This window comes from Actinoplanes sp. NPDC049316, assembly GCF_040677315.1.
Classification (GTDB): Bacteria; Actinomycetota; Actinomycetes; order Mycobacteriales; family Micromonosporaceae; genus Actinoplanes.
The window spans coordinates 1-24,604 of record NZ_JBFAQM010000018.1; the positions used below are offsets into that span (position 1 = coordinate 1).

Below are 24,604 nucleotides of genomic sequence, written 5' to 3' on the forward strand. Positions count from 1 at the left end.
CGGGCCTGGCCGTGCGGCGCGGGCCTGGCCGTGCGGCGCGGGCCTGGCCGTGCGGCGCGGGCCTGGCCGTGCCAGCCTGGCTGTGCCCGTGCGGTTCGACGGCTGCGTTGCGGCGGTTGTCGGCGGCCCCGGGCGGTGCCGTGCGGTCCTTCGTGCGGGCAGCGGCCGCCGGCGACAGGGGTGGTGCTGTCCGGCTGGTGGGCTGGGTCCGGCCCCCGCACCAGCGGCGGGACGGGGTCGTTAGGCTTGGGCCGCGATGGATACTCGAACCGGCCTTCCCGTTGTCGGCATGGTGGGCGGCGGGCAGCTGGCCCGGATGACCCACCAGGCCTCGATTGCCCTCGGGCAGTCCCTGCGCGTGCTCTCCGTGTCGCCCGACGACAGCGCGGCGCTGGTCGCCGCCGACGTTCGTATCGGCACGCACACCGATCTTGCCGCGCTTCGCGAGTTCGCGAAGGGCTGCGATGCCGTCACCTTCGATCATGAGCATGTGCCGAACGGGCACATCGCCGCGCTGGCCGCCGAGGGCGTCAAGATTTACCCGGGCGCAGAGGCGATCGTGTTCGCGCAGGACAAGCAGCGGATGCGGGAGCGGCTGAGTGAGCTGGGCGCGCCGGTGCCGCGCTGGCGGGCGGTGAGCAGCGCCGCGGACGTCGTCGACTTCGCCGCCTCGCTGGCGGCGGCCGGGACGGCGGTGGACGCGTCCGCAGCGGGGGGATCCGGTGCCGGCTGGCCCGTCGTGGCGAAGGCCGTGCGTGGGGGGTACGACGGCCGGGGCGTCTGGATGCTCGGCGACGCCGCCGCTGCCGAGGAGCTCGTCGCCACCGGCACGCCGCTGATCGTCGAGGAGCAGGTGCCGCTGCGGCGGGAGCTGGCCGCCCTGGTCGCGCGGTCGCCGTTCGGGCAGGTCGCCGCCTATCCCGTCGTGGAGACGGTGCAGCGGGACGGCATCTGCGTGGAGGTGCTCGCGCCCGCACCCGGCCTCTCCGAGGAACGGGCCGTCGAGGCGCAGCAGCTGGCCATCGACCTGGCCCACGCGCTCGGCGTCGTCGGGTTGCTCGCGGTCGAGTTGTTCGAGACGGACGCCGGCATCGTCGTCAACGAGCTGGCGATGCGGCCGCACAACTCCGGGCACTGGACCATCGAGGGCGCGCGGACCTCCCAGTTCGAGCAGCATCTGCGGGCCGTCCTCGACTATCCGATGGGTGACACCTCGCCGGCCGCCCCGGCCGTCGTCATGGCGAACGTGCTCGGCGGGCCCGCCGGCGGCATGTCGATCGACGAGCGGCTGCACCACCTCTTCGCCGACGATCCGGGCGTCCGCGTCCACCTGTACGGCAAGCAGGTGCGCCCCGGCCGCAAGATCGGGCACGTGACGGTGCTCGGCGACGACATGACGTCCGTACGCGCCCGAGCGGCACGCGCCGCCCGCCGGCTCCAGGAAGGCGAATGATGGCACCCTCCGTCGGCCTCATCATGGGCAGCGACTCCGACTGGTCCACTATGGAGGCAGCGGCGCTGGCCCTCGCCGAGTTCGAGGTCCCGTTCGAGGTGGGCGTGGTCTCGGCACACCGTACGGTGCAGAAGATGGTCGACTACGCGTCCTCGGCCGCCGACCGCGGCCTGAAGGTCATCATCACCGGCGCCGGCGGTGCGGCCCACCTGCCCGGCATGGTCGCGGCCCTGACCCCGCTGCCGGTCATCGGTGTACCCGTGCCGCTCAAGTATCTCGACGGCATGGATTCCCTGCTCTCGATCGTTCAGATGCCGGCCGGCGTGCCGGTCGCGACCGTGTCGATCGGTGGAGCTCGCAACGCGGGGCTGCTGGCCGTGCGGATCCTCGGCGCCTCGGATCCCGTGCTGCTGAAGAAGATGCAGGCTTTCCAGTCCAACCTGGAGCAGGTCGTCGCCGAGAAGGACGCCGCGCTGCGCGCACGCCTGATGAGCTGACCGTCCCGGAAAATCGGCCCGGCCGGCGTCCCAAAGGCGGCCGGCACGGCCGTCCCCGGAAAGCCGGCCCGCGCCGGAAAGCCGGCCCGCGCCGGAAAGCCGGCCCGCGCCTGGAAAGCTGGGCCCGCGCCGGCGCGCCCGGAGGGCCGCCCTGACGGAAAGGTCAGCGCAGCCGGACCAGGGCCCCCCGCAACCGTTCCTGCGTACGCCGCCGGTTCTCGTTGGTCGCGCCCAGGAAGAGCAGGACCACCCCCACCGGTACGAGCACCAGCCAGGGCCCGACCAGCGTCGTCGCGAAGTGGATCGTCGCCACCGCCGTGGCCGCCGCGCCGATCACCACCGGGGCCTGCTGCTGCAGCCGCGAGCCGATGATCAGTGTCGTCACCGCCCCGAGCAGGAGCAGCAGCTCGCGCAGGTCGCCCGCGTTCGTGGCGATGACCAGGCCGGTGGTCGGTACGAAGGCCGCCAGCAGGGACGGGCCGTACGCGGCCCAGCTGCTCAGATCGGGCCGCTGGCGGGCTTCGATGACGCCGACGAGCAGGGCCAGCGCCGCGAACGGGAGGGTGTACGCCTCCGGCAGCGCCACGTCGGCGAGGGCCACGAAGAGCCAGATGCCGACGATCTCGAAGCCGACGGCGAGCCAGAACAGGTTGCGGCGCTGGGCCGGCGTACGGCCGGGGCGGGTCGCCGCGAGGCCGAGGATCGCACCCCAGGCGGCGAGCAGGGCCGCGAGGTGGGACGGCGAGTCGTAGGCGAGCGCGCCCGCCAGCAGCGCCGACGCGTACCCGCTCCATTCGACCGTGGTGGCCTCGAGGCGGTATTCGGGCAGGCCGAGCCGGGGGAGGGCCGCCTCGAGCACGAGCAGCGCCGCGCCGACGGCCAGGACCCCGAAGGAGGCCCATTCGGCCGTGAGGCCGGCGATCAGCGCGACGGCGAGCACGAACGACTGGCCCATCGTCGCGGCGAACAGCCAGCCCAGGACGCGGGCGTGCCGGCTGCGGCCGGCCACCGCGGCGACCAGGCCGACGCCGACCGCCGAGCCGAGCGTGAACAGCGTCAGCTCGTGCGTTGCCAGGCTGCCGGACAAGCCGGCGCCGCCGGCGAGCAGGCCGATGACGAAGACGATGGTGCGGGTGGTGCGCAGCAACCCGGCGCGGTTGGAGACCGGCGGCGGGGTCAGCGCGAGGCCCAGCATGACGATCGTGAACACGACGAGAGCCGCCGACGTCGACGTCGGCCAGCGCGCGTCCAGCGCGATCGGCGTGATCAACAGGGTGATCGCCAGGCCGGGCAGGATCACCGGTACGGCCTCCGCGGGCTTGCCGCCGAAGCCGAGCGCGGCGAGGGCGGCCGCCACGGTCAGCAGCACCGCCGCCAGCACGCTGGTGCCGTCCACGCTGCCGGACGCCGGGTTGGTGAGGGCCTCGACGGGTCCGTCCCAGATCGCGCGCAGCTGCTGCATCGGGTCGAACAGGGCCGCCCGCAGCGCCGGGGCGATCGACACCAGCGCGAGCAGCGTGGGCAGCGCCGCCACCACGACCGCGCCGGTCGCCGGGTCGACGAGCCAGCGTCCGCGCAGCAGGCCGGGACGCACCGGACCCCACCGGACGTCGGCGTAGCTCGGCGCGGTGTACTTCGGCCTCCGGACCGGGCCCCGCCAGGACGGCGTCGCGGCGACGGCCAGGCCGGGGGCCGGTACGGCGCCGCGCAGCAGTTCCGCGACGACGCCGAGCAGGGCGGCGGCGGCCGCGTACAGGGCGGTCGGGTAGTCGCTGGGTATGGAGGCCACGGCCGTGATCGTGGCCCCGCCGACGAGCCCGATCGTGGCCCACGGCAGGTACTGCGGTATCGCGCGGCCGGCGGCGGCGAGCAGGGCCAGCACGAGGCTGGACCCGGCCAGCGCGGCGGTCAGCACCACCTGGGCCGTACGGTGCTGCTCGGCGGCGATCGCGGCGAGGATGCCGGGGGCGGCGAGCAGGGCGCCCAGGGTGGCCGCGCCGCCGATCTGCGCGCGATGCCGCGGCATGCCTGTGTCGTCGCTGACGGCGACCCCGTCCTCGGCCACGGCGCGCTGGGCCCATTCCCGGCGCTCCTGCGGGCTCAGGCCGGTGCGCGAGAGCCAGGCGACCAGCACGCAGGTCAGCACGATGAGCCCCAGCGCGACCGCCGTGGCCCACGGCCGGATCAGCCCGGTGCCGGCGGCGTGCAGGGCCACCACGGCGGCGACGCCGGCCCGGTCGAGGGCGTCGCGGGGGTCGGTGGCGGCCGCGGACGCGACGCCGTACCCGAGGGCGACCGCGCCGCCGATCAGCAGTGGCGACCACCAGGGCAGCCCGAGGGCGGCCGGCGTGCCGATGGTGGCGAGCGCGACGCAGATCGAGCTGACGTCGTACTTCCAGGGTCGGGGCAGGGCGGAGGCCGCCGCGATCGCGATGAGGAGCAGGGCGAACGGCGCCTGCCAGGCGCCCGGGGGAGCCGTGGCGGGCAGGGCGCCGATGTCCGAGGCCCAGACCGGGCCGGGCGCGGCGATGATCCGCAGGCCGTTGCCGAGCGCCTGCCAGCCGGCGATCACGCCGACCACCAGGCCCGCCACGGCGAGGCCGCGGACCGGTCCGCGGCGCCAGTCGGCCGGCAACGCGCGGACGCCGAAGGCGACGATCAGCACCATGACGGCCGCGACGGCCAGCGGCGCGTCCGGGAAGGCCAGCGCGGCGACCCGGGCGAGGGCGCCGCAGACCGCCACGGTGGCCGCCGCGGCGGCGATGTCGGGGCCGTCGAGCATCCGGTCCGCGCGCCGGCCGTTGTCCAGCGACTTGGCGAAGAACAGCAGGCCGGCGGCGGCCAGGAGGAGCGCGCCGACCCAGATGTCGGGCGCGGTGGAACCCGGTGCGAGCAGGGCGGCCAGCGCGAGGGCGACGGCGCCCAGGCCGGTGCCGGCGGTCATCGGAACGCTGACCTCGCGGCGGGCCACCTGGAACACCGCCGCGTACGTGAGCGTGCCGGCCACCGCGAGGAAGCCCAGCGCCAGCGCGGGGACCGTGACGGCCTCGGTGGGCGGCGGCCCGTCGCCGCGGTCGTGGACGGCGAGCACGGCGGTGACCACGGCTCCCGGGATGGCGAGGGCAGCCGCCCCGGACGCCCAGTCACCGATCAGCCAGGCGTACAGGCGTACCGGGATCTGGCGGGCCCCGACCGCGACCATCACGCCCGCGCCGGCCAGCGCGGTGAGGACCGCGGCCGTCAGCCACGACGCGCTCAGTGCGGCGCCGGCGCCGAAGAGGCCGACGACGCCGGCCGCGGCGACATGGGCGATCGCGACCCGGCGGGTCGGCGCGAGCAGGCCGGCCGCGCCGATGCCGATGGCCGCCACCACGAGCGGCCAGGGCGCCTCCGACCAGGGCAGACCCAGCGACGACGGCACGGACAGGGCGGTCAGCGCGACGCCGGTGACCGCGCCTTCCCACCTGTACTCGGTGGGGAGCGCGAGCGCGGCGGCGACGGTCAGCAGCAGCGCGCTGAGCGCGAGCAGCCAGCCCGACTCGCCGGCCGCCGCGGCGAGCCGGCCCGCGTACGCGGCGGTGTCGGCGTTCCAGACCGGCCGGGCCGCCTGGACCGGTGCGAGCGCCGCGCGCAGGGCGTCGACGGCGACGAAGAGCCCGATGAGCGTGAGGGCCGCGGCGGACGCGTACTGCGGGCCGCGCCGTACCTCGTCGGCGAGCATGCGCACGGCCGCCCCGGTGACGGCGACGGCCGCGGACGCGGCGGCGAGGGTCCAGGCCGGCGAGCCGACCGCGGCGATGCGCGCGCAGGCGCCGATGACCGCCAGGGTCAGCACGGCCCCGGCGATGTTGCGGGCCAGGACGTGGTCGACCATCCGCGCGGCCGCGGACGCGATCACGGCGGCCAAGATCAAGATCAATCCGGAGCGTACGGCGTCAGCCACGGCGTCCGCGCTCAGCAGCGCGGCCGTCGCGTACAGCAGCGCGCCCGCCGCGGCGATGCACAGCAGGCTGAAGGTGAGCTGCCGCAGCCAGCCGGCCGAGGGCGGCGTGGCGGGCGGCGCGAGTGGCACGGACCCGGCGGCGGGCGCGCCGGCCGGGCGCGGGCCGGGGAAGATCCGCGTGGGCAGCCAGCGCCGGCGGCGGCGCCCGGTCAGCCCGTCGATGATCAGGTCGGGTTCCTCGGGTTGGGACTCGGGGCGGTCCGGCGTGTCGTAGCCCGCGTCGGCCGCGGCCGGATCGGCCTCGGCGGCCTGCGCGGAGCCGCTGTAGGAGCCCGGGTCCGCCGGGTCGTCGCGCGTTGCGAAGTCGCGGGCGCCGATGTCGCGGGCGTCGGCCTCGGCCAGCGACTCCCGGTCGGCGGCCACCGGGCGTCCCACCGGCCAGCGCGGCACGAGCCGGCCCCGGCGGATCACCGTGGTGAGCAGGAGCAGGTCGACGACGGCCACGGCGGTCAGCGCCAGCGCCCAGCCGGCCGGGCTCTCGATCATCGGGTACGCCAGCAGCGGCGGCACCGGCTGCACGGCGACGACCGTGGCGTACCGCGGGGCGGCGAGCCGCGTGACACCGGCGTAGACGAACGACGCCGCCGCGGTGATGAGCAGCGTGACGCCGAGGAACACCGGGGCGGGCACGCTCGAGCCGCCGAACGCGGGGCTGCCGTGCAACGCGTACAGGCTCATCGGCAGCAGGATGAGGCCCACCGCCGCGAGGGTCTCGCCGGTCGAGGTCAGGCCCCGGCGGGAGATCACGGGCGCGGCGGCCAGCGCGACGGCCGTGAAGATCGCGAGGATGAACGCCCGGCCGACGGCGTTGGTGGCCGCGCCGGCGAAGACGACGGCGGCGACGCCGAGCACCAGCGCGCTCAGGCCGAGCAGGATGTTCTGCACCGACTGCGACGAGGTCTCCGGCGCGTGCGGCGCGGGCTCGGGCGGCAGCGGCGCGACCCGCGGGCGCCGCGGCGGCGCGCCCGGCGGCGGCTCCTCGGTGGGCGGCGGATCGTCGACCAGCACGGTCACGCCGTCGGTGGCGTGCCCGGGCGGCCCGGTGTACGGCGTTCCCGGCGGCGACCAGGACGGCCGGCCCTCGGCGGGTGCGGCTGCGGCGGGAGCTCCGGCCGCGGCGGCCGTTCTCGCCCCCACCGGCTGCCCGGGCGTCGGCGCGGGCCGGCGGGCTGATCCGGCGAGCCCGGCGGCGGTGTCCGCGGCCCCGGCGGCGGCCGCGCCCTCCGCCGTTCGCCGACGCAGGCGCCGGCCCGCGGCAGCCTTCGCCGCGGCGCGTTTCCGCTGCTGGTTCGCGTGCGCGAGGATGTCCCGCTGGAACTGCGCGGCCTGAATCTTGCTCGCGATGGTGGTGCGTTCCTTGGCCGCCTCCATGTCGCGGATCTTCAGTTCCGCGATGGACGCCTCGATACGGGCCAACTCCTCGTCGTAGCTGTCCGGCTCCTGCGCCTGCGCCACGGCACCTCCTCGACCCGCCCCACCGGAAGCATGCCCTTCCGACACCTCATTAGAACAGTCCCAAGCGGGTCGAGATCAATGGAAACGGCCGCGAACCCGGCAGGTTCGCGGCCGCAGCCATCATTCGGTCAGCCGTCAGAGTGCAGGGGCGGGCCTTCCCATGCCGCGGTACTGCCAGCCGGCCCGGGCCCACAGGACCGGGTCCAGGCAGTTCTTGCCGTCGATGACGAGCTTGCCCACGACCAGCTCGCCGAGCGCCTGCGGGTCGGCGTTGCGGAACTCGGCCCATTCGGTGAGCACGCACACCAGCTCGGCGCCGGCCACCGCCTCGGCCATGGAGGTCTCGTACGTGAGCTGCGGCTGGACCGTCCGCGCGTTGTCCATGCCCTGCGGGTCGTACACGTGCACGTCGGCGCCTGCCTTGGCCAGGCCCGCGGCGACGGCGAGCGCGGGCGCGTCGCGTACGTCATCGGAATTGGGCTTGAACGCCGCGCCGAGCACGGCGATGCGGGTGCCGGACAGGTCCGGGCCCGCCGGGCCCGAGCGGCGGCCCAGCAGCTCGGCCGCGAGCTGCAGCACCTTCGTGCGCCGCCGCTGGTTGATCAGGTCGACCTCGTGCAGGAAGCGCAGCGCCTCACCGGCACCCAGCTCCTGGGCCCGGGCCTGGAACGCGCGGATGTCCTTGGGCAGGCAGCCGCCGCCGAAACCCACGCCGGCCTGCAGGAACCGGTTACCGATACGCGGGTCGTACCCGATCGCCTTGGCCAGCTGGGTCACGTCACCCCCGGCGACCTCGCACACCTCGGCCATCGCGTTGATGAAACTGATCTTCGTGGCGAGGAACGCGTTCGCGGCGACCTTCACCAGCTCCGCCGTGGCGAAGTCGGTCACCACCAGCGGCACCTCACGGTCCTCGGTGGCGGCCAGGTCGAACACGCCCTTGTGCGCGGCGTAGAGCATGCCGTTGGCCCACTCGGTCTTGACGCCGACCACGATCCGGTTCGGGCGCAGCACGTCCTCGACCGCGAAGCCCTCCTGCAGGAACTCCGGCGACCACGCCACCTCGATGCCCAGTTCCGGGTCGGTGTGCTTGGCGACCAGCTGCTCCACCCACTCGGCCGTACCCACCGGCACCGTGGACTTGCCCACGATCAACGCCCGCCGCTTCAGGTGCCGGGCGAGGTTGGTCACCGAAGCCTCCACGTACGCCAGGTCGGCGCCCATGCCGTCCGCGCGCTGCGGCGTGCCCACACAGATGAAGTGCACGTCGGCGAACTCCGCGACCTCCTCGTACGAGGTGGTGAACCGCAGCCGCCCCGAGTTCAGGTTGGCCCGCAGCAGCTCGTCCAGCCCCGGCTCGTGGAACGGCACCTGCCCGGCGGCCAGCTTCGCGATCTTCGGCTGGTCCACGTCGAAGCCCAGCACGTCGTAACCCAGCTCGGCGAAGCAGATGGCGTACGTGGCACCCAGGTAGCCCGTGCCGAGGAACGCCAGCCGCGGCCGGGGAGCGCCGGACGGCACCTCGACCTCCGGAAACGCGGGTACGGTCTGCGTGGTCGGGTACGGGATGGTCACGCTGTGAACTCCAGTCACCAGGGGTACGTGGCAAACACCTTCTCATGGGGTCGCACAAATCGTCCGACCGCCGTCCGGGGCGAGGATAGTGCGCGTACCCTACGCGTCGGTAACATAGGGCCGCGGAGTCGCAGAGAAGGGGCCACAGCCATGTCTGAGTTCGACGTCTATCAGCTGCCGGAGGACCACGAGACCATCCGGGCGGCCGTCCGCGAGGTCTGCGACGCCCGCGTGGCGCCGAACGCGGCCGAGGCCGACGAGAGCGGCGAGTTCCCCAAGGCGTCGTACGAGGCCCTGCGCTCCTCGGACTTCCACGCCCCGCACATCCCGGTCGAATACGGCGGCGCCGGCGCGGACGCCCTCGCCACGGCGATCGTCATCGAAGAGGTCGCGCGTGCGTGCGCCAGCTCCTCGCTGATCCCGGCGGTGAACAAGCTCGGCACGATGCCCCTGATCCTGGCGGGCTCCACTTCTCTGAAGGAGCGCTACCTCCCGCCGGTGGCCCGCGGCGAGGCGATGTTCTCGTACTGTCTCTCGGAGCCCGAAGCGGGCAGCGACGCCGCCTCCATGACCACCCGCGCCGTCCGCGACGGCGACTACTGGATCCTCAACGGCGTCAAGCGCTGGATCACCAACGCGGGAGTGTCGGAGTACTACACGGTCTTCGCGGTCACCGACCCGGCCGCCCGCTCCCGCGGCATCTCGGCCTTCGTCGTGGAGAAGTCCGACGAGGGCGTCAGCTTCGGCGCGCCGGAGAAGAAACTCGGCATCAAGGGCAGCCCCACCCGCGAGGTCTACTTCGACAACGTCCGCATCCCGGCGGACCGCATCATCGGCGACGAAGGCACCGGCTTCGCGACCGCGATGAAGACCCTCGACCACACCCGCGTCACCATCGCGGCCCAAGCGGTCGGCATCGCCCAGGGCGCGCTCGACTTCGCCCTCGGGTACGCCAAGGAACGCAAGCAGTTCGGCAAGCCCATCGCCGACTTCCAAGGCCTGCAGTTCATGCTCGCGGACATGGGCATGAAGCTCGAGGCGGCCCGCCAGATGACGTACGTCGCAGCCGGCAAGAGCGAACGCGGCGACGCGGACCTCACGTACTTCGGGGCGGCGGCCAAGTGCTTCGCCTCGGACGCGGCCATGGAGATCACGACGGACGCGGTCCAGATCCTGGGCGGGTACGGCTACACACGCGACTACCCGGTCGAGCGAATGATGCGCGACGCGAAGATCACCCAGATCTACGAGGGCACGAACCAGGTGCAGCGCATCGTGATGGCCCGGCAGCTCCTGAAGGACTGATCGACCCGCCGACGGGCAGTCAGGACGAAACTGTGTCCCCGACCCACCGGTAGCGTCGCTTGGGGCTTTGAGCTGCCCCGACGGCGATGACGGTCCCCGCCTCGGTCAGGGTGCGAAGGTTGGTTGTCACCCTACTTAACACCTCGCAAGTTCTTGTGTTAAGTAGGGTGAAGTAGCGTCGGCGACGCCGATCACGCGGTGGTCGTCACCTGGGGTGAAACCTCACGGCGACCGTCACGTCGCCGAGATCCTCCCACTCCACCGTTCCGTGGTAGTAGTCGTCGTTCTTCTCCCACACGAACCCGGCCGGGATGGTGTGGGCGGCGTCGTCGTTCTCGCCACGCCACCAGACCGCGCGGACACCGGCGCCGGCCGGTGCCCTCAGTTGCAGCACGCCACCGTCTCGGTGGCGGGCCGTCGTGGTGAAGGAGACGGCCAACGCGACGTGTTCGTGGGGCACCACGGCGGTCCAGAAGCCAGGGAAGTCCTCGCCGGCGCCAGGGCTTCCGGCGGTTGTCACCACGCGCACACCCTGCGGGCTCCACGACCCGTACGCCTGTCGCAGCAAGTCCCCGTCGACCAGGACGTATCGGCCGGACAGCACGCCGTCGCGTGCGGCAGCGCGGTGCTGCGCCGCGAGAAACTCGGGGCTGTCGGGGACCCACCGTTCTGCGCGATCAGAACTCATGTCGGCATGCTCGCGAAGCCGCTCCACCGTTCACCCGGGAACGATGTCGTTCGCGCCGGCGTAGTGATCCCACCACTCGTTCCTTCGGTGCTTGCTAAGGACGCCGTCGAAACGGGTGAGCAGCAGTACGTCACTGTTCAACACTAGGACGGCGTCTTCCGGGCCGCTGCCTAGTACGCGTCGTACGACGGTCAGCATGTTGGTCACCTTCCATGACGAGTCGGCGAACTTGTCCATGCGAAAGGTGACCGACACGTAGAAGTCCGGCTCCCATTCCCACGCGCCGCTGTCCGTCTCGACATCCACGTAGCCGTTCCGGCCGGCCGACACCCAGACCGCAAATCCGTAGCGTTCGAAGAGGTCGACGAAGAGCGGCGATTCCGTCCCGGCCGGGCGTTCGGCCGGATCGGGCAGTGCACGCTCTGCCAACTCCTCGAGAGAGGTTGCTCCAGCGAGGGTCAGCTCGTATTCAAGCGCCATGCGGAGGCTCCTCGCGGTTGATGGGAATCTGGACGATATCGCCTTCGGGCGTAATGACCTTGACCTCCTTCAGGCCTTCCATCGGCCAGTCCCGGAATTGTCTGCGCAGGGCCGACATGTCGCCTTGCCAGTTCTCGAGATCCACGACCATGCGCTGGGTCTGTTTGAGCTTGACGACCTTGTCGGACACACCCGACCACACACCTCGCGGACTCTTGGCGACGTTCGTGGGCGAATAACAGTCGAACACTCTGCCCTCGAGAAGGTAGTCCGGGTGCGACCTCGGGTTTCCGGTGTCGCCGGTGTCCTGACGCGCTCGGGAGACTTCGTCCGGCGTGGGATTCTGCTTGATCCGGTATCCCCGCTCTGCCAGGCGCGTCGCAGCGATGTTCTCGCGCTCGATGGAGAGGCGGGTGGGTTCGTCATCGTCCGGGTTGTTGTAGGTCGGGCGGCCCGCCGGGACGCCGCCCGGCTCGCCGGTCGCATGGGTGACGAAGTTGTCTGCCTGGCGGCCCGTGCGCTCGGCGCCTGCCCGCCCTGCCAGGGCGGCGTCAGCCACCGCCTCTTGACCGCCTCGGACACTGTGCGCTGCACCGGGGCCGCGGCCGCGGTGGGCGCCGCTCTCTTCGTCTCCTCCGTGCGGCCGTTTCGGCACCGGGTCAGCCTTCGAGGAGCGTCGTCAGGTTCTGCAGGCTGGTGATCAGCGCGCTCGTGTAGCTCAGAATGCGGCCCGCCCATTTCACCACCGCCGAGGCGATCTGGGCCGCCACCACCGGGATCGTCACGACCAGGAGGGACTCCGCCGCCCAGACGATGACCCGGGCGACCAGGTCGGCGATTAGGTCGCGGACGATGTCGCGGGTGAAGGAGACCAGGTTGCCCGCCGCCTGGGTGGCCGAGGCCATCGTCGCGGCCAGCACGCCGAGGCCGTCCAGGGCGTTGACGTTGTTGACCATCAGGTTCTGGTACGTCTCGGCGGCCGGTCCCTGCCAGTCGGGCAGGTCCGAGGCGAGCGCCGATTCGAGGTCGGTGGCCATCGACTGGAGTTCGCCCGCCACGTTGGTCCAGGTCGCGGCGTGGGAGGCGACGCGGTCGGGGATGCCGGCCAGCTGGTCGAGCATCTCGCGCAGCGGGTCGAAGTATTCCATCGCCCAGCCGAGGCCGTTGGAGAGCAGGGCGCTGAACGGGTCGAGGACGGTCGCCGCGACCTCGGTGGCGAACGCGCCGCCGGCCAGCGCCTGGTCGACCCAGCTGCCGCTCTCGACCGACTGGTGCAGGCCCTGGAAGCTGTCGGCCAGGGACAGGCCGGTCCAGGCCGTACGCGTGGAGGTGACCGGCGCGACCAGCGACTCGCCGGTCATGACAAACGTCCCGCGCGGTGGACGCGGTCCGCCGCCGTCCCGTCGACCTGGTCGTAGTCGTCACCCGTGCGGATCAGCGCGTCCGCGGCCAGGCCGAGGTTCTCCTCCACGTACGCGATGAGCTGGTCCTGCCGCACGTGCCGGCGCTCGAGGATCGCGGACATCCAGGCGCACAGCATCCCGTACGCCGCGTCGTCCTGGGCGATGGCCGCGCTCGCGGCCTTGACCGCGGCGAACCGCCGCTGCACCGCGTCGATCTTCGCCGCGTGCGCCCGCAGCTGCGCGACGTCCACGGTGAACCCGTCGGCCATCCGTCACTCCCCGTCGCGCAGCTGGTGGTCGAGGCGGTCGGCGATCGTGCGGGCGGCGACCGAGTCGCCGCCCATCGTCTCCGTGATGATCTGCCGCGACTGCTCGGCGGCCTTGCGCCGGGCCTCCCGCAGCGCCCCGAGCACGGCCCGCGAGACGACGTCCGGCGCGAGCCGGTGGATGCGGTCGGTGAGCCGCAGGTCGACCAGGACGCCGCCCGAGTCGATCGTCACCTCGGCGATGCCGTTGCCGTCCTCCGCGGTGACCCGCAGGTGGCCGAGGCGGTCGCTCATGGCCTGGGTATCGGCGGCCTTGCGGTCGATCCGGCTCTTCCAATCCGCCAGGTAAGCCCGCGCGCCGTCCGGGTCGAGCAGTCCCTCGCCCTCGGGAAAGCCGCCGGTCATCGCACGTGCCCGTAGCTGCCGTTCATCGTCCGCAGCCTATCAACGCCCGCCACGCTTCTGAGGCCGTTGTTCGTCCGCCGGGTTCGGTATCAGCGTTTTCCACAGGCCCTCGCCGACCGGCTTTCGCCGGGTTCGCGGGAATTAGGATGGCGGCATGAGCGCAGAGGCCGTAGGGCGGCACATGCCGGCCGTCATCACGCTCGATGACCTGGCTGCCATGATCTCCGCCGACACCCATGGCCGTCGATATGAGACCAGTCCCGAAGGAGTGCTTTCCGTCGTGCCGCCCCCTGACAGCGAGCACGCCGTCATCGCCACTCGACTCATGGCCTGGCTCATCACGGCCGGTGTGCCGCTCGATCAGCTCATGCAGGTCGCCGGGATCCGGATCCCGGGCCCTGAGGGGGACGGCGGGCGGATACCGGACCTGTCTGTCTGGGCCAAGCCGCAGGACCGTGCGGTATGGCTCTCCGTCACGGATCTGCTGTTGGTCGTCGAGATCATTTCACGGGGAGCGGAAGCGATCGATCAGGTTGCCAAGGTGGAGGAGTATGCGAAGGCCGGCATCCCGCAGTACTGGACGATCGCGCGTGACGCCGCGCTGACCGTGACCCTGTATCGGCTGGGATCGGACGCCGCCTACGAGAAGGAAGCGCAGATGCCGCTGGCCTGGCTGTTGCAGACGTCGCCGGCGGATCACCTGCCCGGGCTCTGAGCCTTCCCTAATCGAAGAAGAGCAGGCGGGCGATCGCGATCAGCCCGATCACCACGATCAGCGTCCGCATCAGCACCGGCGAGAGCCTTCGCCCGAACCGCGCCCCCGCCAGGCCGCCCAGCGTGGCCCCCGCCGCGATCAGCGCGACCACCGTCCAGTCCACCGAGTTCCAGGCGACCACCATGAACGTGATCGCGGCCAGGGCGTTGACCACCGTGGTCAGCAGGTTCTTGAGGCCCGTGATGGACTGCAGCGACTCCGCGGTCAGGACGCTCATCAGGCCGATGATGAGGACCCCCTGGGCGGCGCCGAAGTAGCCGCCGTAGATGCCGAGCAGGAACGTTCCGATGACCAGCGCGGTTTCGCGGGTGCGCGACGGGCCGTGGGTGTGGCGGTGGGCCGCCCGGCGTTGCAGCGCCGGGCCGGTCACCACCATGAGCAGGCCGAGGGCGATCAGGACGGGGACGACGGCCTGGAACGCCGATGCGGGCAGGACGAGCAGGAGCAGCGCCCCCGTGATGCCGCCGAGGGCGGACGCGGGCAGCAGCCGTCTGAGGTGTCCGGTCTTGCCGGTGAGTTCGCGGCGGTAGCCCCACGTGCCCGAGATGCCGCCGCCGACCAGGCCGATGTTGTTGGAGACGTTCGCGACCAGCGGCGGGTAGCCGAACAGCACCAGCGTCGGGAACGTGACCAGGGTGCCCGAGCCCACCACCACGTTGATCATGCCGGCCCAGAAGCCGGCGGCGAAGATCGCGAGCGGCTCGAGCACGCGGTCGAACCTACAGGCGGCGGGTGGTCTCGTCCTCGTCCGGCCGGCGCGGCGCCGGCAGGGTGATCGGCCGGGTGTCGTCGGCGGCCTCGTCGGCCGGGCGTTCCAGGTTGGCCACGGTCGTCTTCTCCCGCACGGGAGAAGGAGCAGGAGCCGCGGGTACGGGCGTCAGCCGCGTGGTCGGGTCCTGCGCCGGGTCGGGCCGTTCCTCGCCGACGACGGACATCGCCTTGGTCGTCGCCTCACCGGCCTCGGGATCGAGCTCCGGCGCAGCATCGACCGGGGCGAGGACCTGGGTCCGGTCACCCGCCACGTCGACCGGGGCGAGGACCTGGGTCCGGTCACCCGGCACCTCGGCCGGGCCGAGAACCTGGGTCTTCTCGCCGTCCGTGGTCGGCGGAGCCGGAGAGAGGACGGTGGTGACCTCCTCGGACTTCGCCACGTCCTGCGTCGGCGCCTCGGAGTGCGCCCCGGAGTGCACCTCGGAGTGCACCCCGGAGTGCGCCTCCTGCTCCTGCGCCGGGAAGAGCCCCGACAGCAGCGTCGTCTTCTCATCCTCGTCGTCCACCGCGAAGACCGTCGTGCGTTCGGACGCCATCGGCGTGCCCGGCACGGCGGCGGCACCGCGGGCGCGGCCGAGCGTGCCGATGAACACGACCTGCGGTGGCTCGTACCCGGCCCAGCGGCGGGCGCTCAGCGCCGTGCACAGCAGCGGCACGGCGAGCAGGAGCGCGAGGCCGTACCCGGGGGTGCTGAGGTTGAAGCCGCCCTTGGCGATCTCCGCCGGCCAGATGCCGGCGTACGCGTCGGGGGCGATGCGCGCCCAGGCGCCGACCCCGAGGAAGGCCGCGCCGGCGGTGAGCGGTCCGGCCGGGGAGATCGGGGCGAAGAGCAGGATCGCGTACGCCGCCCCAGCCAGCAGGAGCAGCAGCAGCCCGCCCACGGACTCGGGGCCGCCGTTGTCGCGAGCCCGTCCGGTGAGGTCCTCGTCGAACCCGGCCCCGCACAGGATCCACGCCGCCGGGCCCAGCACGAGGGCGTACAGGATCGACCGGAGATGTCGCACGAGCGGACCGTACCCGGGGACGGCAACCGGCAGGAATTAACGTATCGGGCATGAGTGAGCCCCCGTCCGACCACCCCGCCGCCACCCACAAGCGGACTGAAGGCTCCCTCTCGGGACGGCCCACCTCGCACTCCCGTGTCACGTTGAGCCGGATCATGAGCGCGGTCGACGTCAACCTGTACGGCACCGTGCACGGCGGCGTGCTGATGAAGTTCGTCGACGACGTGGCCGGCGCGGCGGCCGCCCGGCACAGCGGCGGGACCGCGGTGACCGCCGCGATCGACGAGATCGTGTTCGTGGAGCCGGTGCGCGTGGGCGACCTCGTGCACGCGTACGCGCAGGTGAACTGGACCGGCAGCACCTCGATGGAGGTGGGCGTACGGCTGACCGCGGAGCGGTGGGACACCGCCGGCGGCGATCCGATCACCGTGGCCACCGCCTACCTGGTGTTCGTCGGTGTCGACGTCTCGGGGCATCCGCGGGCGGTCCCGCCGGTCGTGCCGGAGACGCCGGAGGACGAGCGGCGCTTCCGCGAGGCGATCATCCGCCGCGAGCACCGACTGGCCCGGAGAAAAGCGATCCAGGCGGCCCGGGCCAGCCATGCCGAATAAGCGGAGGAATGCGGGCCGACGGCCCGGGCCAGCCATGCTGAGTAGCCGTTAAGGTGTCGGCATGACGACGGGCACAGTGCTGTGGACGCCGCCGGCGGACGTCCTGGAGACCTCCCGGATGGGCCGGTTCCTGACCTGGCTGCGCGCCGAGCGCGGCATCGACGTGGGCGACTACGCCGGGCTGTGGGAGTGGTCCGTCACCGACTTGACCGGCTTCTGGCAGGCCGTCTGGGACTACTTCGAGGTGATCGCGCACACCGCGCCGACGGCGGTCCTCGCCGACGCCACCATGCCGGGCGCCACGTGGTTCCCCGGGGCGACGCTGAACTACGCCGAGCACGTGCTGCGGATGCCCGGCCTCGGCGACGACGATCCGGTCGTCATCGCGTACTCGCAGACCCGCGAGCCGGTCACGCTCACCGCCCGGCAGCTGCGCGACCAGGTCCGGCGGGTCGCCGCCGGGCTGCGCCGGCTCGGCGTCGCGAGCGGCGACCGGGTCGCGGCGTACGCGCCGAACATCCCGGAGACGTACGTCCTCATGCTGGCGACCGCGAGTCTGGGCGCGGTCTTCTCCTCGTGCGCGCCGGAGTTCGGGGTGCGCAGCGTCATCGACCGCTGGACGCAGATCGAGCCGAAGGTGCTGGTCGCGGTCGACGGTTACCGCTACGGCGACAAGGCGATCGACCGCAGCGCCGAGGTGGCGGCGATCCGCGAGGCCCTGCCCAGCGTCGAACGCGTCATCACGATCCCGTACCTCGGCGGCGAGGGCGACTGGGACACGCTCGACGGCGACGACCCGCTGACCTTCGCCGCGGTGCCGTTCGGTCACCCGCTCTACGTGCTCTACTCGTCGGGCACGACGGGCCTGCCGAAGCCGATCGTGCACGGCCACGGCGGCATCCTGCTCGAGCACCTCAAGATGCTGGCCCTGCACCACGATCTCGGCCCGGGGGACCGGTTCTTCTGGTTCACCACGACCGGCTGGATGATGTGGAACTTCCTGGCGTCGGGCCCGGCGGTCGGCGCGGCGATCGTGCTCTTCGACGGCAATCCCGGCCACCCCGGCCTGGGCGAGCTCTGGCGGCTCGCCGCCGACGCCGGGGTCACCTATTTCGGTACGTCGGCACCGTTCATCCTGGCGTGCCGCAAGGCCGGGGTGCAGCCGCCGCCGAACGTGATCCGCGGCGTGGGCTCGACCGGCGCGCCGTTGCCGCCCGAGGGATTCCGCTGGATCTACGAGGCGCTGGGGGAGAAGCCGCAGCTGCAGTCGTTGTCCGGCGGCACCGACGTGTGCACCGGCTTCGTCGGCGGGACGCCGCTGCTGCCGGTCGTCGAGGGCGTCATCTCGTGCCGGGCGCTGGGCGCGCGGGTGGAGGCGTACGACCCGCAGGGCAAGCCCGTCATCGGTCAGCTGGGCGAGCTGGTGATCACCGCGCCGATGCCGAGCATGCCGGTCGGGTTCTGGAACGACCCGGACGGCCGTCGCTACTTCGAGGCGTACTTCGACGTGTTCCCCGGCGTGTGGCGCCACGGCGACTGGATCACGATCGGCGAGGACGGCACCTGCGTGATCACCGGCCGCTCCGACGCGACCCTGAACCGCGGCGGCGTGCGGCTGGGCACCGCCGAGTTCTACTCGGTCGTCGAGGGCATCCCGGAGATCGCCGACTCGGTCGTCGTCCACCTCGACCAGCAGGACGAGCTGCTGCTCTTCGTCGTGCTCGCCGACGGCCTCGAGCTCGACGAAGCCCTGCGCGGCCGGATCCGGGCCGAGCTGCGTGCCGCGCTGTCGCCGCGGCACGTCCCCGACGAGATCCATCAGGTACGCGCGGTGCCGCGCACCCTGTCGGCGAAGAAGCTCGAGGTCCCGGTGAAACGCATCCTCACCGGCACACCGGCGGACCAGGCCGCGGCGAAGGGCGCGCTGGCCAACCCGGAGTCGCTGACGGCCTTCGAGGAGTACGCGAAGGACCGCGCCTAAGCCAGCGTGAGCGTCACGTTCTCCGATTCGACGCGCTTGTCGAGCGCCGCCGGGTCGAGGTTGGCGCAGAGGACGACGCTGGCTCCGGCGAAGAGCGGGGCGAGGAGCCAGTCGGCGGGATCGGGGTGCCGCGCGGCGTCGATGAGCACCCGGGCGCCCGCGGTCATGCCGAGCTCCTCCGCGCGGGCGGCGGCCGTACGCGACACGTCCCGGTGGCTGCGGCCGGGCAGGGCGGGATCGTCGGCGTCCACCGGCTGGTACGGGACGAAGCGGTCGCCGTACCCGCGTACCTCGATCGTGTAGTCGGCGTAGCCGGCCGGCAGCTCGCGCAGCGGCATGGCCAGCGGCAGGAGACCGGTCGCGTAACGATCGCCGGCCTGCCACGTGGCCGCGGCCTCGATCCCGGCGGGAGAGGTGAAGAGGACGTCCACCGGGTGCGGCTCGGGACCGAGGTGAGCGGTCGTCCCGGCCGCCCACGCGCCGAGCAGGATCGCCGCGGTCTGCCAGTGCGGCGGGAGCAGCACCGCCACCGGATCTCCCACGGCCAGCCCGGCGCCGTCGGCGAGCAGGTTGGCCGTCTTGGCGACCCAGTTGTCCATCGTGGCGCCGGACAGCTCGGTGCGGTCCCCCGTGGCGTCGTCGTACCACGTCAGCAGCGGCGTCGTCGGGTCACGGCGGACGGCGGCCGCGAGGGCTGCCGGAATCGTCTCAGTCATCGGATTTCACGATAGTCGGATGACTGACAGTGAGCGGATGCTGCCGGGCCGGGACGACGGGGTAAAGAGGAAACAACTAAGCGGTGTCGGCGGGCGTCGCGGTCGACACAGGAGGCATCGAGCGGCGTACCCTTGCCAGTGGTCTGGCCCACAGATGTGAGGAGTTGCCACGTGACCGCCGGTCGTCCGCCCCGAGTCCTCGTCGACGCCACGAGCGTCCCCGCCGACCGAGGCGGTGTCGGGAGATACGTCGACGGGCTGCTCGGCGCCCTCGCCGCGATCGGTGGCGAGCGCATCGACCTGGCCGTCGTGGCCCAGCGTTCCGATGCGGAGCGTTACTCCCGGATGCTCGCCGGCGCGGAGGTCATCGCGGGCCCCGCCGCGGTCGCGCACCGCCCCGCCCGCCTCGCCTGGGAGCAGACCGGCCTGCCGCTGCTGGCCCAGCAGGTCGGCGCGCAGGTGCTGCACTCGCCGTTCTACACGTGCCCGTTGCGGGCGGGATGTCCGGTCACGGTCACCGTGCACGACGCGACCTTCTTCACCGAGCCGGAGCACTACGACAACACGAAGCGCACGTTCTTCCGCAGCGCCATCAAGACGTCGCTGCGCCGCGCCGCCCGGGTCATCGTGCCCAGCAAGGCCACCCGCGACGAGCTGATCCGGCTGCTCGACGCCGACCCGACGCACATCGACGTCGCGTACCACGGGGTCGACCACACCGCCTTCCACGCGCCCACCGAGGAGGAGAAGGCGCGCGTACGGGCCCGCCTCGGCCTCGGGGACTCGGGCTACGTCGCGTTCCTGGGCGCCAAGGAGCCCCGTAAGAACGTGCCCAACCTGATCCGCGGCTGGGCCCGGGCGGTCGGCGACTGGCCGCACCCGCCGGCGCTGGTCATCGCGGGCGGCCAGGGCCACGACGACGACATCGACCGGGCCGTCGCCGAGGTGCCCTCGCACCTGCGGCTGCTGCGCCCCGGCTACCTGCGGTACGCGGACCTGCCCGGCTTCCTCGGCGGCGCGCTGGTGGCCTGCTACCCGTCCTTCGGCGAGGGCTTCGGCCTGCCGATCCTCGAGGCGATGGCCTGCGCCACGCCGGTGCTCACCACGCCGCGGCTGTCGCTGCCCGAGGTCGGCGGGGACGCGGTCGCGTACACGACCGAGGAGCCGGACCGCATCGCGCAGGACCTCGCAGACCTGCTGCACGACGAGCCGCGCCGGGTCACCCTGGCCAAGGCCGGCTTCGACCGGGCCAAGGAGTTCACCTGGGCTTCCAGCGCCGAGGTGCACGTCTCGACCTGGAACCGCGTGGCCGCCGTCTGACGATTCGTTACACTCCGTGCGCATGAGTGAGAATCCGGGTGGGCTCTACGCCGTCATCCCCGCAGGTGGCAGTGGTACTCGTCTCTGGCCGCTGTCGCGCGCCGGTCACCCGAAGTTCCTGCACCCGCTGACCGGCACGGACGACTCGCTGCTGCAGGCGACGGTGCACCGGCTGTTGCCGCTGGCCGACCCGACTCAGGTGTACGTGGTGACCGGAGTGGCGCATGCGGCTGCCGTGTCGCGCCAGCTCGCCGCCGTACCCGAGGAGAACATCCTCGTCGAGCCCTCGCCGCGCGACTCCTGCGCGGCCATCGCCCTCGCCGCGGCCGTGATCGCCCGCCGCGACCCGGAAGCGGTCATGGGGTCGTTCGCGGCCGACCACCTCATCGCCGACGGCGAGCGGTTCATCGGCGTCATCGAGCAGGCGATGGCCGGGGCCCGGCAGGGGCTGCTCATGACGCTGGGCATCACCCCGACACGCCCGGAGACCGGGTACGGCTACGTGCAGTGCGGCGGCCCGGTCGGCGAGGGCACGGTGCTGGCGGTCGAGGAGTTCAAGGAGAAGCCCTCGTACGACGTGGCCGAGAGCTACGTGAAGTCCGGCAACTACCTGTGGAACGCCGGCATGTTCGTGTGGCGGGTCGACGTGTTCCTCGCCGAGCTCGCCCGCCAGCAGCCGCAACTGCACGCCGGCATCTCCCGCATCGCCCAGGCGTGGGACTCGGCGTCCCGCGAGGAGGTGCTCGGCGAGGTGTGGCAGACGCTCCCGCGCATCTCCGTGGACTACGCGGTGATGGAGGGCGCGGCGGCGGTCGGCCGGGTCGGCACGGTCCCGGGCGACTTCGGCTGGAACGACGTCGGCGACTTCCACACCCTCGGCGAGGTCCTCGCGGCCGACCAGGCCGGCAACGTGATCGTCGGCCACCAGGAGGTCGAGAAGCCCGGGGTGATCCTGCGCGAGACCGAGAACCTGGTCGTGGTCCCGAACTCCGGCCGGCTCGTCGCGGCGCTCGGCGTCCGCGACCTCATCGTGGTCGACACGCCGGACGCGGTGCTGGTCTGCCCGCGCGACCGGGCCCAGGAGGTCAAGTCCATCGTGGACGAGCTCAAGGACAAGGGCGAGATCAGCTACATCTGACCCGCCGGGTTACCGCGCCAGCCGACCGCCCGGCCGACCGGCTGCCGCGCCGGCCGACCGGCTGCCGCGCCGGCCGCCTGGCTGCCGCGCCGGCCGCCTGGCTGCCGGGCCGGGTGGCGGCCGGTCACAGCCGGGCGAACGCCGGGGCCAGTTGCTGCTTCACCCCACTCGCCAGCGGCGTGGGCAGCCGGTCGGCGGCGAACCAGGCGAGGGCCGCCGACTCGTCGCTGATCTGCTCCACCGCACCCGCCGGCGCAACGGCGAGGAAGCGGACGTCGTAGTGCCAGGACGGCCCGGCCGGCTCCCCGCCGGCCGGGGCGCAGCGGACCGCGTGCACGTCGACGTCGATCGGCTCCGGGTCGAGACGCAGGCCGGCGATCCCGGACTCCTCCGTCGCCTCGCGCAGCGCCGCCGCCGTGAGCGTGGCGTCGCCCGGCTCGCAGTGCCCGCCGACCTGCATCCACAGCCCGAGGCGGCCGTGCAGGCAGAGCAGCACCCGGCGCCGGTCGTCCACGATCAGCGTGCTGGCGGTGACGTGACCGGGCCGGTGCGCCCGGGTCATCGCCACGGGTCCCGCGCCGAGCAGCTCCAGCGTGCGCTTGCGAGCGAGATCGGCGGCGTCCGACGTGGCCGGCCAGCCGGAGAGGACGCTCATGGCGTCGGCGAAGAGGCTCACGACCCGGAGACCGCGATGGTCGCGCCGGTCTCGTCGTACGCGACCGCCGACGCCAGGCCCTCCGCGGCCAGCGCCGACCGGAGCCGCTGCACGTCCGCGCCGAAGCGCATCAGCCCGGCGGGCGAGGCGTCCGTGGCCGTGCACCGCAGCGTCTGCGGCGAGGGTACGGCCACCACGCCGTCGAGGCCGGCCGTGGTGATCGCCCGCTGCACCGCCTCGGCGCTCGCCGGCTCGTCGGTCGCGGCCTCCGGCAGCGTCGCCGCCGTGCGCAGGCCTTGCGCGTGGGCTTCCGCCGTACCCAAGGAGAACATGTCGCTGGCAGCGTCCCGCAGCAGGACGTCCGCGCCGGGGGTCTCCGCCGCGCCCGCGCCCGGATAGCCGCGCACCACCGCGACCGGCACCTGGTCGCACTTGCCCTTCACCAGCTCGCCCGCGGCGGCCAGCTCGTCGATCACGGCCATCTGGGTGAGCTGCAGCTCGTTGCCGTACGGGTCGATCTCGCCGCGATGGTCGCGGAACGGCTCGATCCCGGCCGCGCCCAGCGCCACGTCCGTGAGCCCGTTGCGCCACGTGCGGCCCATCGTGTCCGAGACGATCACGCCGACGTGCAGGCCGCGCGCCGCCAGGCCGGCCCGCAGCCGCCGGGCCGAGTCGTCGGGGGACTCGGGCAGCAGCACCAGGTGGGTCTTGTCCACGTTGGACGCGTCGATGCCCGCGGCCGCCATCACGAAACCGTGGTGGGTCTGCACGATCGCCGTCGCGCCGCGCCGGGCCACCACCCGCCGCGTCTCGGCGGCGAGGACCTCCGCGCGGGCGGCCTCGCGTTCCGGGCCGTCCGCCGGCACCTCGACCAGGCGACCCTCCGCCTTCGACACGATCTTGCTGGTCACCACGAGCACGTCGCCGTCGCGCAGCCACGGCGCGCTGCGGGTGATCAGCTCGGCCAGGTCGTCCCCGGCCGTCACGTCGCCGATGCCGTGCACCGGCAGAATCTCCAAGCCGTCCGTCACGCTGTGCCTCCCTCCACCCCCGCCAGCTCCAACGCCGCGGCGACCATCGCGGACGTCGCTTCCTCGTCCCTCATCCACAGCGGCGCGGCCTTGACGCGTACGCCGGGGACCGCGGCCTGCGCGTCCGCCTCGTCGACCAGCCACCCGTCGAGCAGGCCACCGGCCGAGCGGGCGCCGTACAGGGCACCCACCGCGGCCGCGCTCACCTCGACGTCCAGGGTCGCGAGGCAGCGGTCGGCCATCCCGCGCACGGGTGCCCCGCCGATGATCGGTGAAACCCCCACGATCGGCGCCGGGCCGTCCACCACGGCCTCCTTGAGCCCGGGTACGGCGAGAATCGGCGCGATGCTGACGACGGGGTTGCTGGGGGCCACGAGCACCACGTCCGCGGCCGCGATCGCCTCGAGCACCCCGGCGGCGGGTTTCGCCTTGTCCGCGCCCACGAAGACGAACCGGTGCGTCGGCACGTCCCCGCGGTAACGCACCCACCACTCCTGGAAGTGGATGGCGCGCTGCCCGTCGAGGTCGACGACCACATGGGTCTCCAGCCGGTCGTCGGTGGCCGGCAGCATGGTGATGCCCGGCTGCCAGCGCTCGCACAGCGCGGCGGTCACCTGCGACAACGGGTAGCCCGCGTTCAGCATGGTGGTGCGGACGAGGTGGGTGGCCGTGTCCTTGTCGCCGAGACCGAACCAGCTCGGCTCGGCGCCGTACTCGGCCAGCTCCTCCTTGACGACCCAGGTCTCGCCGACCCGCCCCCACCCGCGCTCCGGGTCGGCCGCGCCGCCCAGCGTGTACATGACGCTGTCCAGGTCGGGACAGATCTGCAGGCCGTGCAGGCGTACGTCGTCACCGACGTTGACCACAGCCGTGACATCGGCGCCGATTTGCCGCGCGTACGCGCGCACGCCCACCAGGAACCGGGCGCCACCGATCCCCCCGGTCAGGACCACGATCCGCATCCGACCATCCTTGCGCACCCGCCGCCGATCCGCGGCGCGCGGGGCGATGGTGTGATGCGCGTATCGGACTAGAGTGAGCCGATCTTTCCACCCGTCCGTCATCCGTCGCC

At 72.8% G+C, this 24,604-nt stretch carries 22 protein-coding genes; 8 read left to right on the top strand and 14 right to left on the bottom strand.

Translation table 11 applies throughout. From position 1 onward, the window contains the following. Positions 1–256: 256 nt before the first annotated feature. Both AB0K03_RS24915 and purE read left to right on the top strand, forming a co-directional pair. Positions 257–1,453, top strand: a complete 1,197-nt coding sequence (locus tag AB0K03_RS24915; protein WP_364688838.1) for a 5-(carboxyamino)imidazole ribonucleotide synthase — start codon at positions 257–259, stop codon at positions 1,451–1,453. Continuing rightward, positions 1,453–1,950, top strand: a complete 498-nt coding sequence (gene purE / locus AB0K03_RS24920) for a 5-(carboxyamino)imidazole ribonucleotide mutase (protein WP_199515632.1) — start codon at positions 1,453–1,455, stop codon at positions 1,948–1,950. Before AB0K03_RS24915 ends, purE begins: the two co-directional genes overlap by 1 nt. 163 nt (positions 1,951–2,113) lie before the next feature. On the opposite strand, the gene AB0K03_RS24925 is transcribed toward purE, so the two are convergent. Together AB0K03_RS24925 and AB0K03_RS24930 are read right to left on the bottom strand one after the other, a co-directional pair. Beyond that, the gene (locus tag AB0K03_RS24925) at positions 2,114–7,408 is read right to left on the bottom strand and encodes an SCO7613 C-terminal domain-containing membrane protein (RefSeq protein ID WP_364688841.1); all 5,295 of its coding nucleotides are present in this window, start codon (positions 7,406–7,408) and stop codon (positions 2,114–2,116) included. 135 nt (positions 7,409–7,543) lie between these two features. Beyond that, the gene (locus tag AB0K03_RS24930) at positions 7,544–8,983 is read right to left on the bottom strand and encodes a UDP-glucose/GDP-mannose dehydrogenase family protein (protein ID WP_364688844.1); all 1,440 of its coding nucleotides are present in this window, start codon (positions 8,981–8,983) and stop codon (positions 7,544–7,546) included. A gap of 150 nt (positions 8,984–9,133) precedes the next feature. Between AB0K03_RS24930 and AB0K03_RS24935 the strand changes: the two genes are divergently transcribed. Further along, on the top strand, positions 9,134–10,288 hold the full coding sequence (locus AB0K03_RS24935; RefSeq protein WP_364688846.1) for an acyl-CoA dehydrogenase family protein: 1,155 nt from the start codon (positions 9,134–9,136) through the stop codon (positions 10,286–10,288). A gap of 205 nt (positions 10,289–10,493) precedes the next feature. Here AB0K03_RS24935 and AB0K03_RS24940 read toward each other — a convergent pair whose 3' ends face one another. The 6 genes from AB0K03_RS24940 to AB0K03_RS24965 all read right to left on the bottom strand — a co-directional run bounded on the left by AB0K03_RS24940 (position 10,494) and on the right by AB0K03_RS24965 (position 13,530). Further along, a complete protein-coding gene (locus tag AB0K03_RS24940; protein WP_364688849.1) occupies positions 10,494–10,976 on the bottom strand; it encodes a hypothetical protein in 483 nt (160 codons plus the stop codon). Between the two features lie 30 nt (positions 10,977–11,006). Beyond that, positions 11,007–11,456: a SitI3 family protein gene (locus tag AB0K03_RS24945; RefSeq protein WP_364688852.1), complete on the bottom strand. Its 450-nt coding sequence runs from the start codon at positions 11,454–11,456 to the stop codon at positions 11,007–11,009. Beyond that, positions 11,446–11,859 carry a hypothetical protein gene (locus AB0K03_RS24950; RefSeq protein WP_364689218.1) on the bottom strand — a complete coding sequence of 138 codons (414 nt, stop codon included), beginning with the start codon at positions 11,857–11,859 and terminating at the stop codon, positions 11,446–11,448. The genes AB0K03_RS24945 and AB0K03_RS24950 overlap by 11 nt, the downstream gene beginning before the upstream one ends. A 256-nt stretch (positions 11,860–12,115) precedes the next feature. After that, positions 12,116–12,817, bottom strand: a complete 702-nt coding sequence (locus AB0K03_RS24955) for a hypothetical protein (RefSeq protein WP_364688855.1) — start codon at positions 12,815–12,817, stop codon at positions 12,116–12,118. After that, positions 12,814–13,128, bottom strand: coding sequence for a hypothetical protein (locus tag AB0K03_RS24960; RefSeq protein ID WP_364688858.1), 315 nt, complete (start codon positions 13,126–13,128; stop codon positions 12,814–12,816). The genes AB0K03_RS24955 and AB0K03_RS24960 overlap by 4 nt, the downstream gene beginning before the upstream one ends. Before the next feature lie 3 nt (positions 13,129–13,131). Further along, the gene (locus tag AB0K03_RS24965; RefSeq protein ID WP_364688861.1) at positions 13,132–13,530 is read right to left on the bottom strand and encodes a YbaB/EbfC family nucleoid-associated protein; all 399 of its coding nucleotides are present in this window, start codon (positions 13,528–13,530) and stop codon (positions 13,132–13,134) included. A gap of 154 nt (positions 13,531–13,684) precedes the next feature. On the opposite strand from AB0K03_RS24965, the gene AB0K03_RS24970 reads away from it, so the two are divergent. Continuing rightward, entirely contained in the window at positions 13,685–14,245 is a 561-nt protein-coding gene (locus tag AB0K03_RS24970) for a Uma2 family endonuclease (RefSeq protein ID WP_364688864.1), read from the top strand. Between the two features lie 7 nt (positions 14,246–14,252). Here AB0K03_RS24970 and AB0K03_RS24975 read toward each other — a convergent pair whose 3' ends face one another. Beyond that, on the bottom strand, positions 14,253–15,014 hold the full coding sequence (locus tag AB0K03_RS24975; protein WP_364688867.1) for a sulfite exporter TauE/SafE family protein: 762 nt from the start codon (positions 15,012–15,014) through the stop codon (positions 14,253–14,255). Between the two features lie 10 nt (positions 15,015–15,024). Continuing rightward, positions 15,025–16,080 carry a hypothetical protein gene (locus AB0K03_RS24980; protein WP_364688870.1) on the bottom strand — a complete coding sequence of 352 codons (1,056 nt, stop codon included), beginning with the start codon at positions 16,078–16,080 and terminating at the stop codon, positions 15,025–15,027. Between the two features lie 155 nt (positions 16,081–16,235). Here AB0K03_RS24980 and AB0K03_RS24985 point away from each other — a divergent pair, with 155 nt between their 5' ends. Beyond that, positions 16,236–16,691, top strand: coding sequence for an acyl-CoA thioesterase (locus AB0K03_RS24985; RefSeq protein WP_364689221.1), 456 nt, complete (start codon positions 16,236–16,238; stop codon positions 16,689–16,691). A gap of 61 nt (positions 16,692–16,752) precedes the next feature. Further along, positions 16,753–18,672 (top strand): acetoacetate--CoA ligase, encoded by a 1,920-nt coding sequence (locus tag AB0K03_RS24990; RefSeq protein ID WP_364688873.1) that lies wholly within the window; start codon positions 16,753–16,755, stop codon positions 18,670–18,672. Here AB0K03_RS24990 and AB0K03_RS24995 read toward each other — a convergent pair. Continuing rightward, a complete protein-coding gene (locus AB0K03_RS24995; protein WP_364688876.1) occupies positions 18,669–19,388 on the bottom strand; it encodes a TIGR03089 family protein in 720 nt (239 codons plus the stop codon). The genes AB0K03_RS24990 and AB0K03_RS24995 overlap by 4 nt on opposite strands. Before the next feature lie 171 nt (positions 19,389–19,559). Between AB0K03_RS24995 and AB0K03_RS25000 the strand changes: the two genes are divergently transcribed. After that, a complete protein-coding gene (locus tag AB0K03_RS25000; protein ID WP_364688879.1) occupies positions 19,560–20,708 on the top strand; it encodes a glycosyltransferase family 1 protein in 1,149 nt (382 codons plus the stop codon). 22 nt (positions 20,709–20,730) lie between these two features. Next, a complete protein-coding gene (locus AB0K03_RS25005; RefSeq protein ID WP_364688882.1) occupies positions 20,731–21,846 on the top strand; it encodes a sugar phosphate nucleotidyltransferase in 1,116 nt (371 codons plus the stop codon). Between the two features lie 124 nt (positions 21,847–21,970). Here the strand turns inward: AB0K03_RS25005 and AB0K03_RS25010 are convergent, their stop codons facing one another. Genes AB0K03_RS25010 through cofD form a run of 3 tightly spaced genes read right to left on the bottom strand, consistent with a single transcriptional unit; the run spans position 21,971 to position 24,494 of the window. After that, positions 21,971–22,501, bottom strand: coding sequence for an NUDIX hydrolase (locus AB0K03_RS25010; RefSeq protein WP_364689224.1), 531 nt, complete (start codon positions 22,499–22,501; stop codon positions 21,971–21,973). Positions 22,502–22,518: 17 nt separating this feature from the next. Next, complete coding sequence (locus AB0K03_RS25015) at positions 22,519–23,532, bottom strand: coenzyme F420-0:L-glutamate ligase (protein WP_364688885.1); 1,014 nt, start codon at positions 23,530–23,532, stop codon at positions 22,519–22,521. Then, the gene (gene cofD / locus AB0K03_RS25020; protein ID WP_364688888.1) at positions 23,529–24,494 is read right to left on the bottom strand and encodes a 2-phospho-L-lactate transferase; all 966 of its coding nucleotides are present in this window, start codon (positions 24,492–24,494) and stop codon (positions 23,529–23,531) included. The genes AB0K03_RS25015 and cofD overlap by 4 nt, the downstream gene beginning before the upstream one ends. Positions 24,495–24,604 lie beyond the last annotated feature (110 nt).

Coding starts and splice junctions, on each gene's coding strand:
- AB0K03_RS24915 (WP_364688838.1), top strand. CDS start 257: ATGGATACTCGAACCGGCCTTCCCGTTGTCGGCATGGTGGGCGGCGGG.
- purE (WP_199515632.1), top strand. CDS start 1,453: ATGGCACCCTCCGTCGGCCTCATCATGGGCAGCGACTCCGACTGGTCC.
- AB0K03_RS24935 (WP_364688846.1), top strand. CDS start 9,134: ATGTCTGAGTTCGACGTCTATCAGCTGCCGGAGGACCACGAGACCATC.
- AB0K03_RS24940 (WP_364688849.1), bottom strand. CDS start 10,976: ATGAGTTCTGATCGCGCAGAACGGTGGGTCCCCGACAGCCCCGAGTTT.
- AB0K03_RS24945 (WP_364688852.1), bottom strand. CDS start 11,456: ATGGCGCTTGAATACGAGCTGACCCTCGCTGGAGCAACCTCTCTCGAG.
- AB0K03_RS24955 (WP_364688855.1), bottom strand. CDS start 12,817: ATGACCGGCGAGTCGCTGGTCGCGCCGGTCACCTCCACGCGTACGGCC.
- AB0K03_RS24960 (WP_364688858.1), bottom strand. CDS start 13,128: ATGGCCGACGGGTTCACCGTGGACGTCGCGCAGCTGCGGGCGCACGCG.
- AB0K03_RS24965 (WP_364688861.1), bottom strand. CDS start 13,530: ATGACCGGCGGCTTTCCCGAGGGCGAGGGACTGCTCGACCCGGACGGC.
- AB0K03_RS24970 (WP_364688864.1), top strand. CDS start 13,685: ATGAGCGCAGAGGCCGTAGGGCGGCACATGCCGGCCGTCATCACGCTC.
- AB0K03_RS24985 (WP_364689221.1), top strand. CDS start 16,236: ATGAGCGCGGTCGACGTCAACCTGTACGGCACCGTGCACGGCGGCGTG.
- AB0K03_RS24990 (WP_364688873.1), top strand. CDS start 16,753: ATGACGACGGGCACAGTGCTGTGGACGCCGCCGGCGGACGTCCTGGAG.
- AB0K03_RS24995 (WP_364688876.1), bottom strand. CDS start 19,388: ATGACTGAGACGATTCCGGCAGCCCTCGCGGCCGCCGTCCGCCGTGAC.
- AB0K03_RS25005 (WP_364688882.1), top strand. CDS start 20,731: ATGAGTGAGAATCCGGGTGGGCTCTACGCCGTCATCCCCGCAGGTGGC.
- AB0K03_RS25010 (WP_364689224.1), bottom strand. CDS start 22,501: ATGAGCGTCCTCTCCGGCTGGCCGGCCACGTCGGACGCCGCCGATCTC.
- cofD (WP_364688888.1), bottom strand. CDS start 24,494: ATGCGGATCGTGGTCCTGACCGGGGGGATCGGTGGCGCCCGGTTCCTG.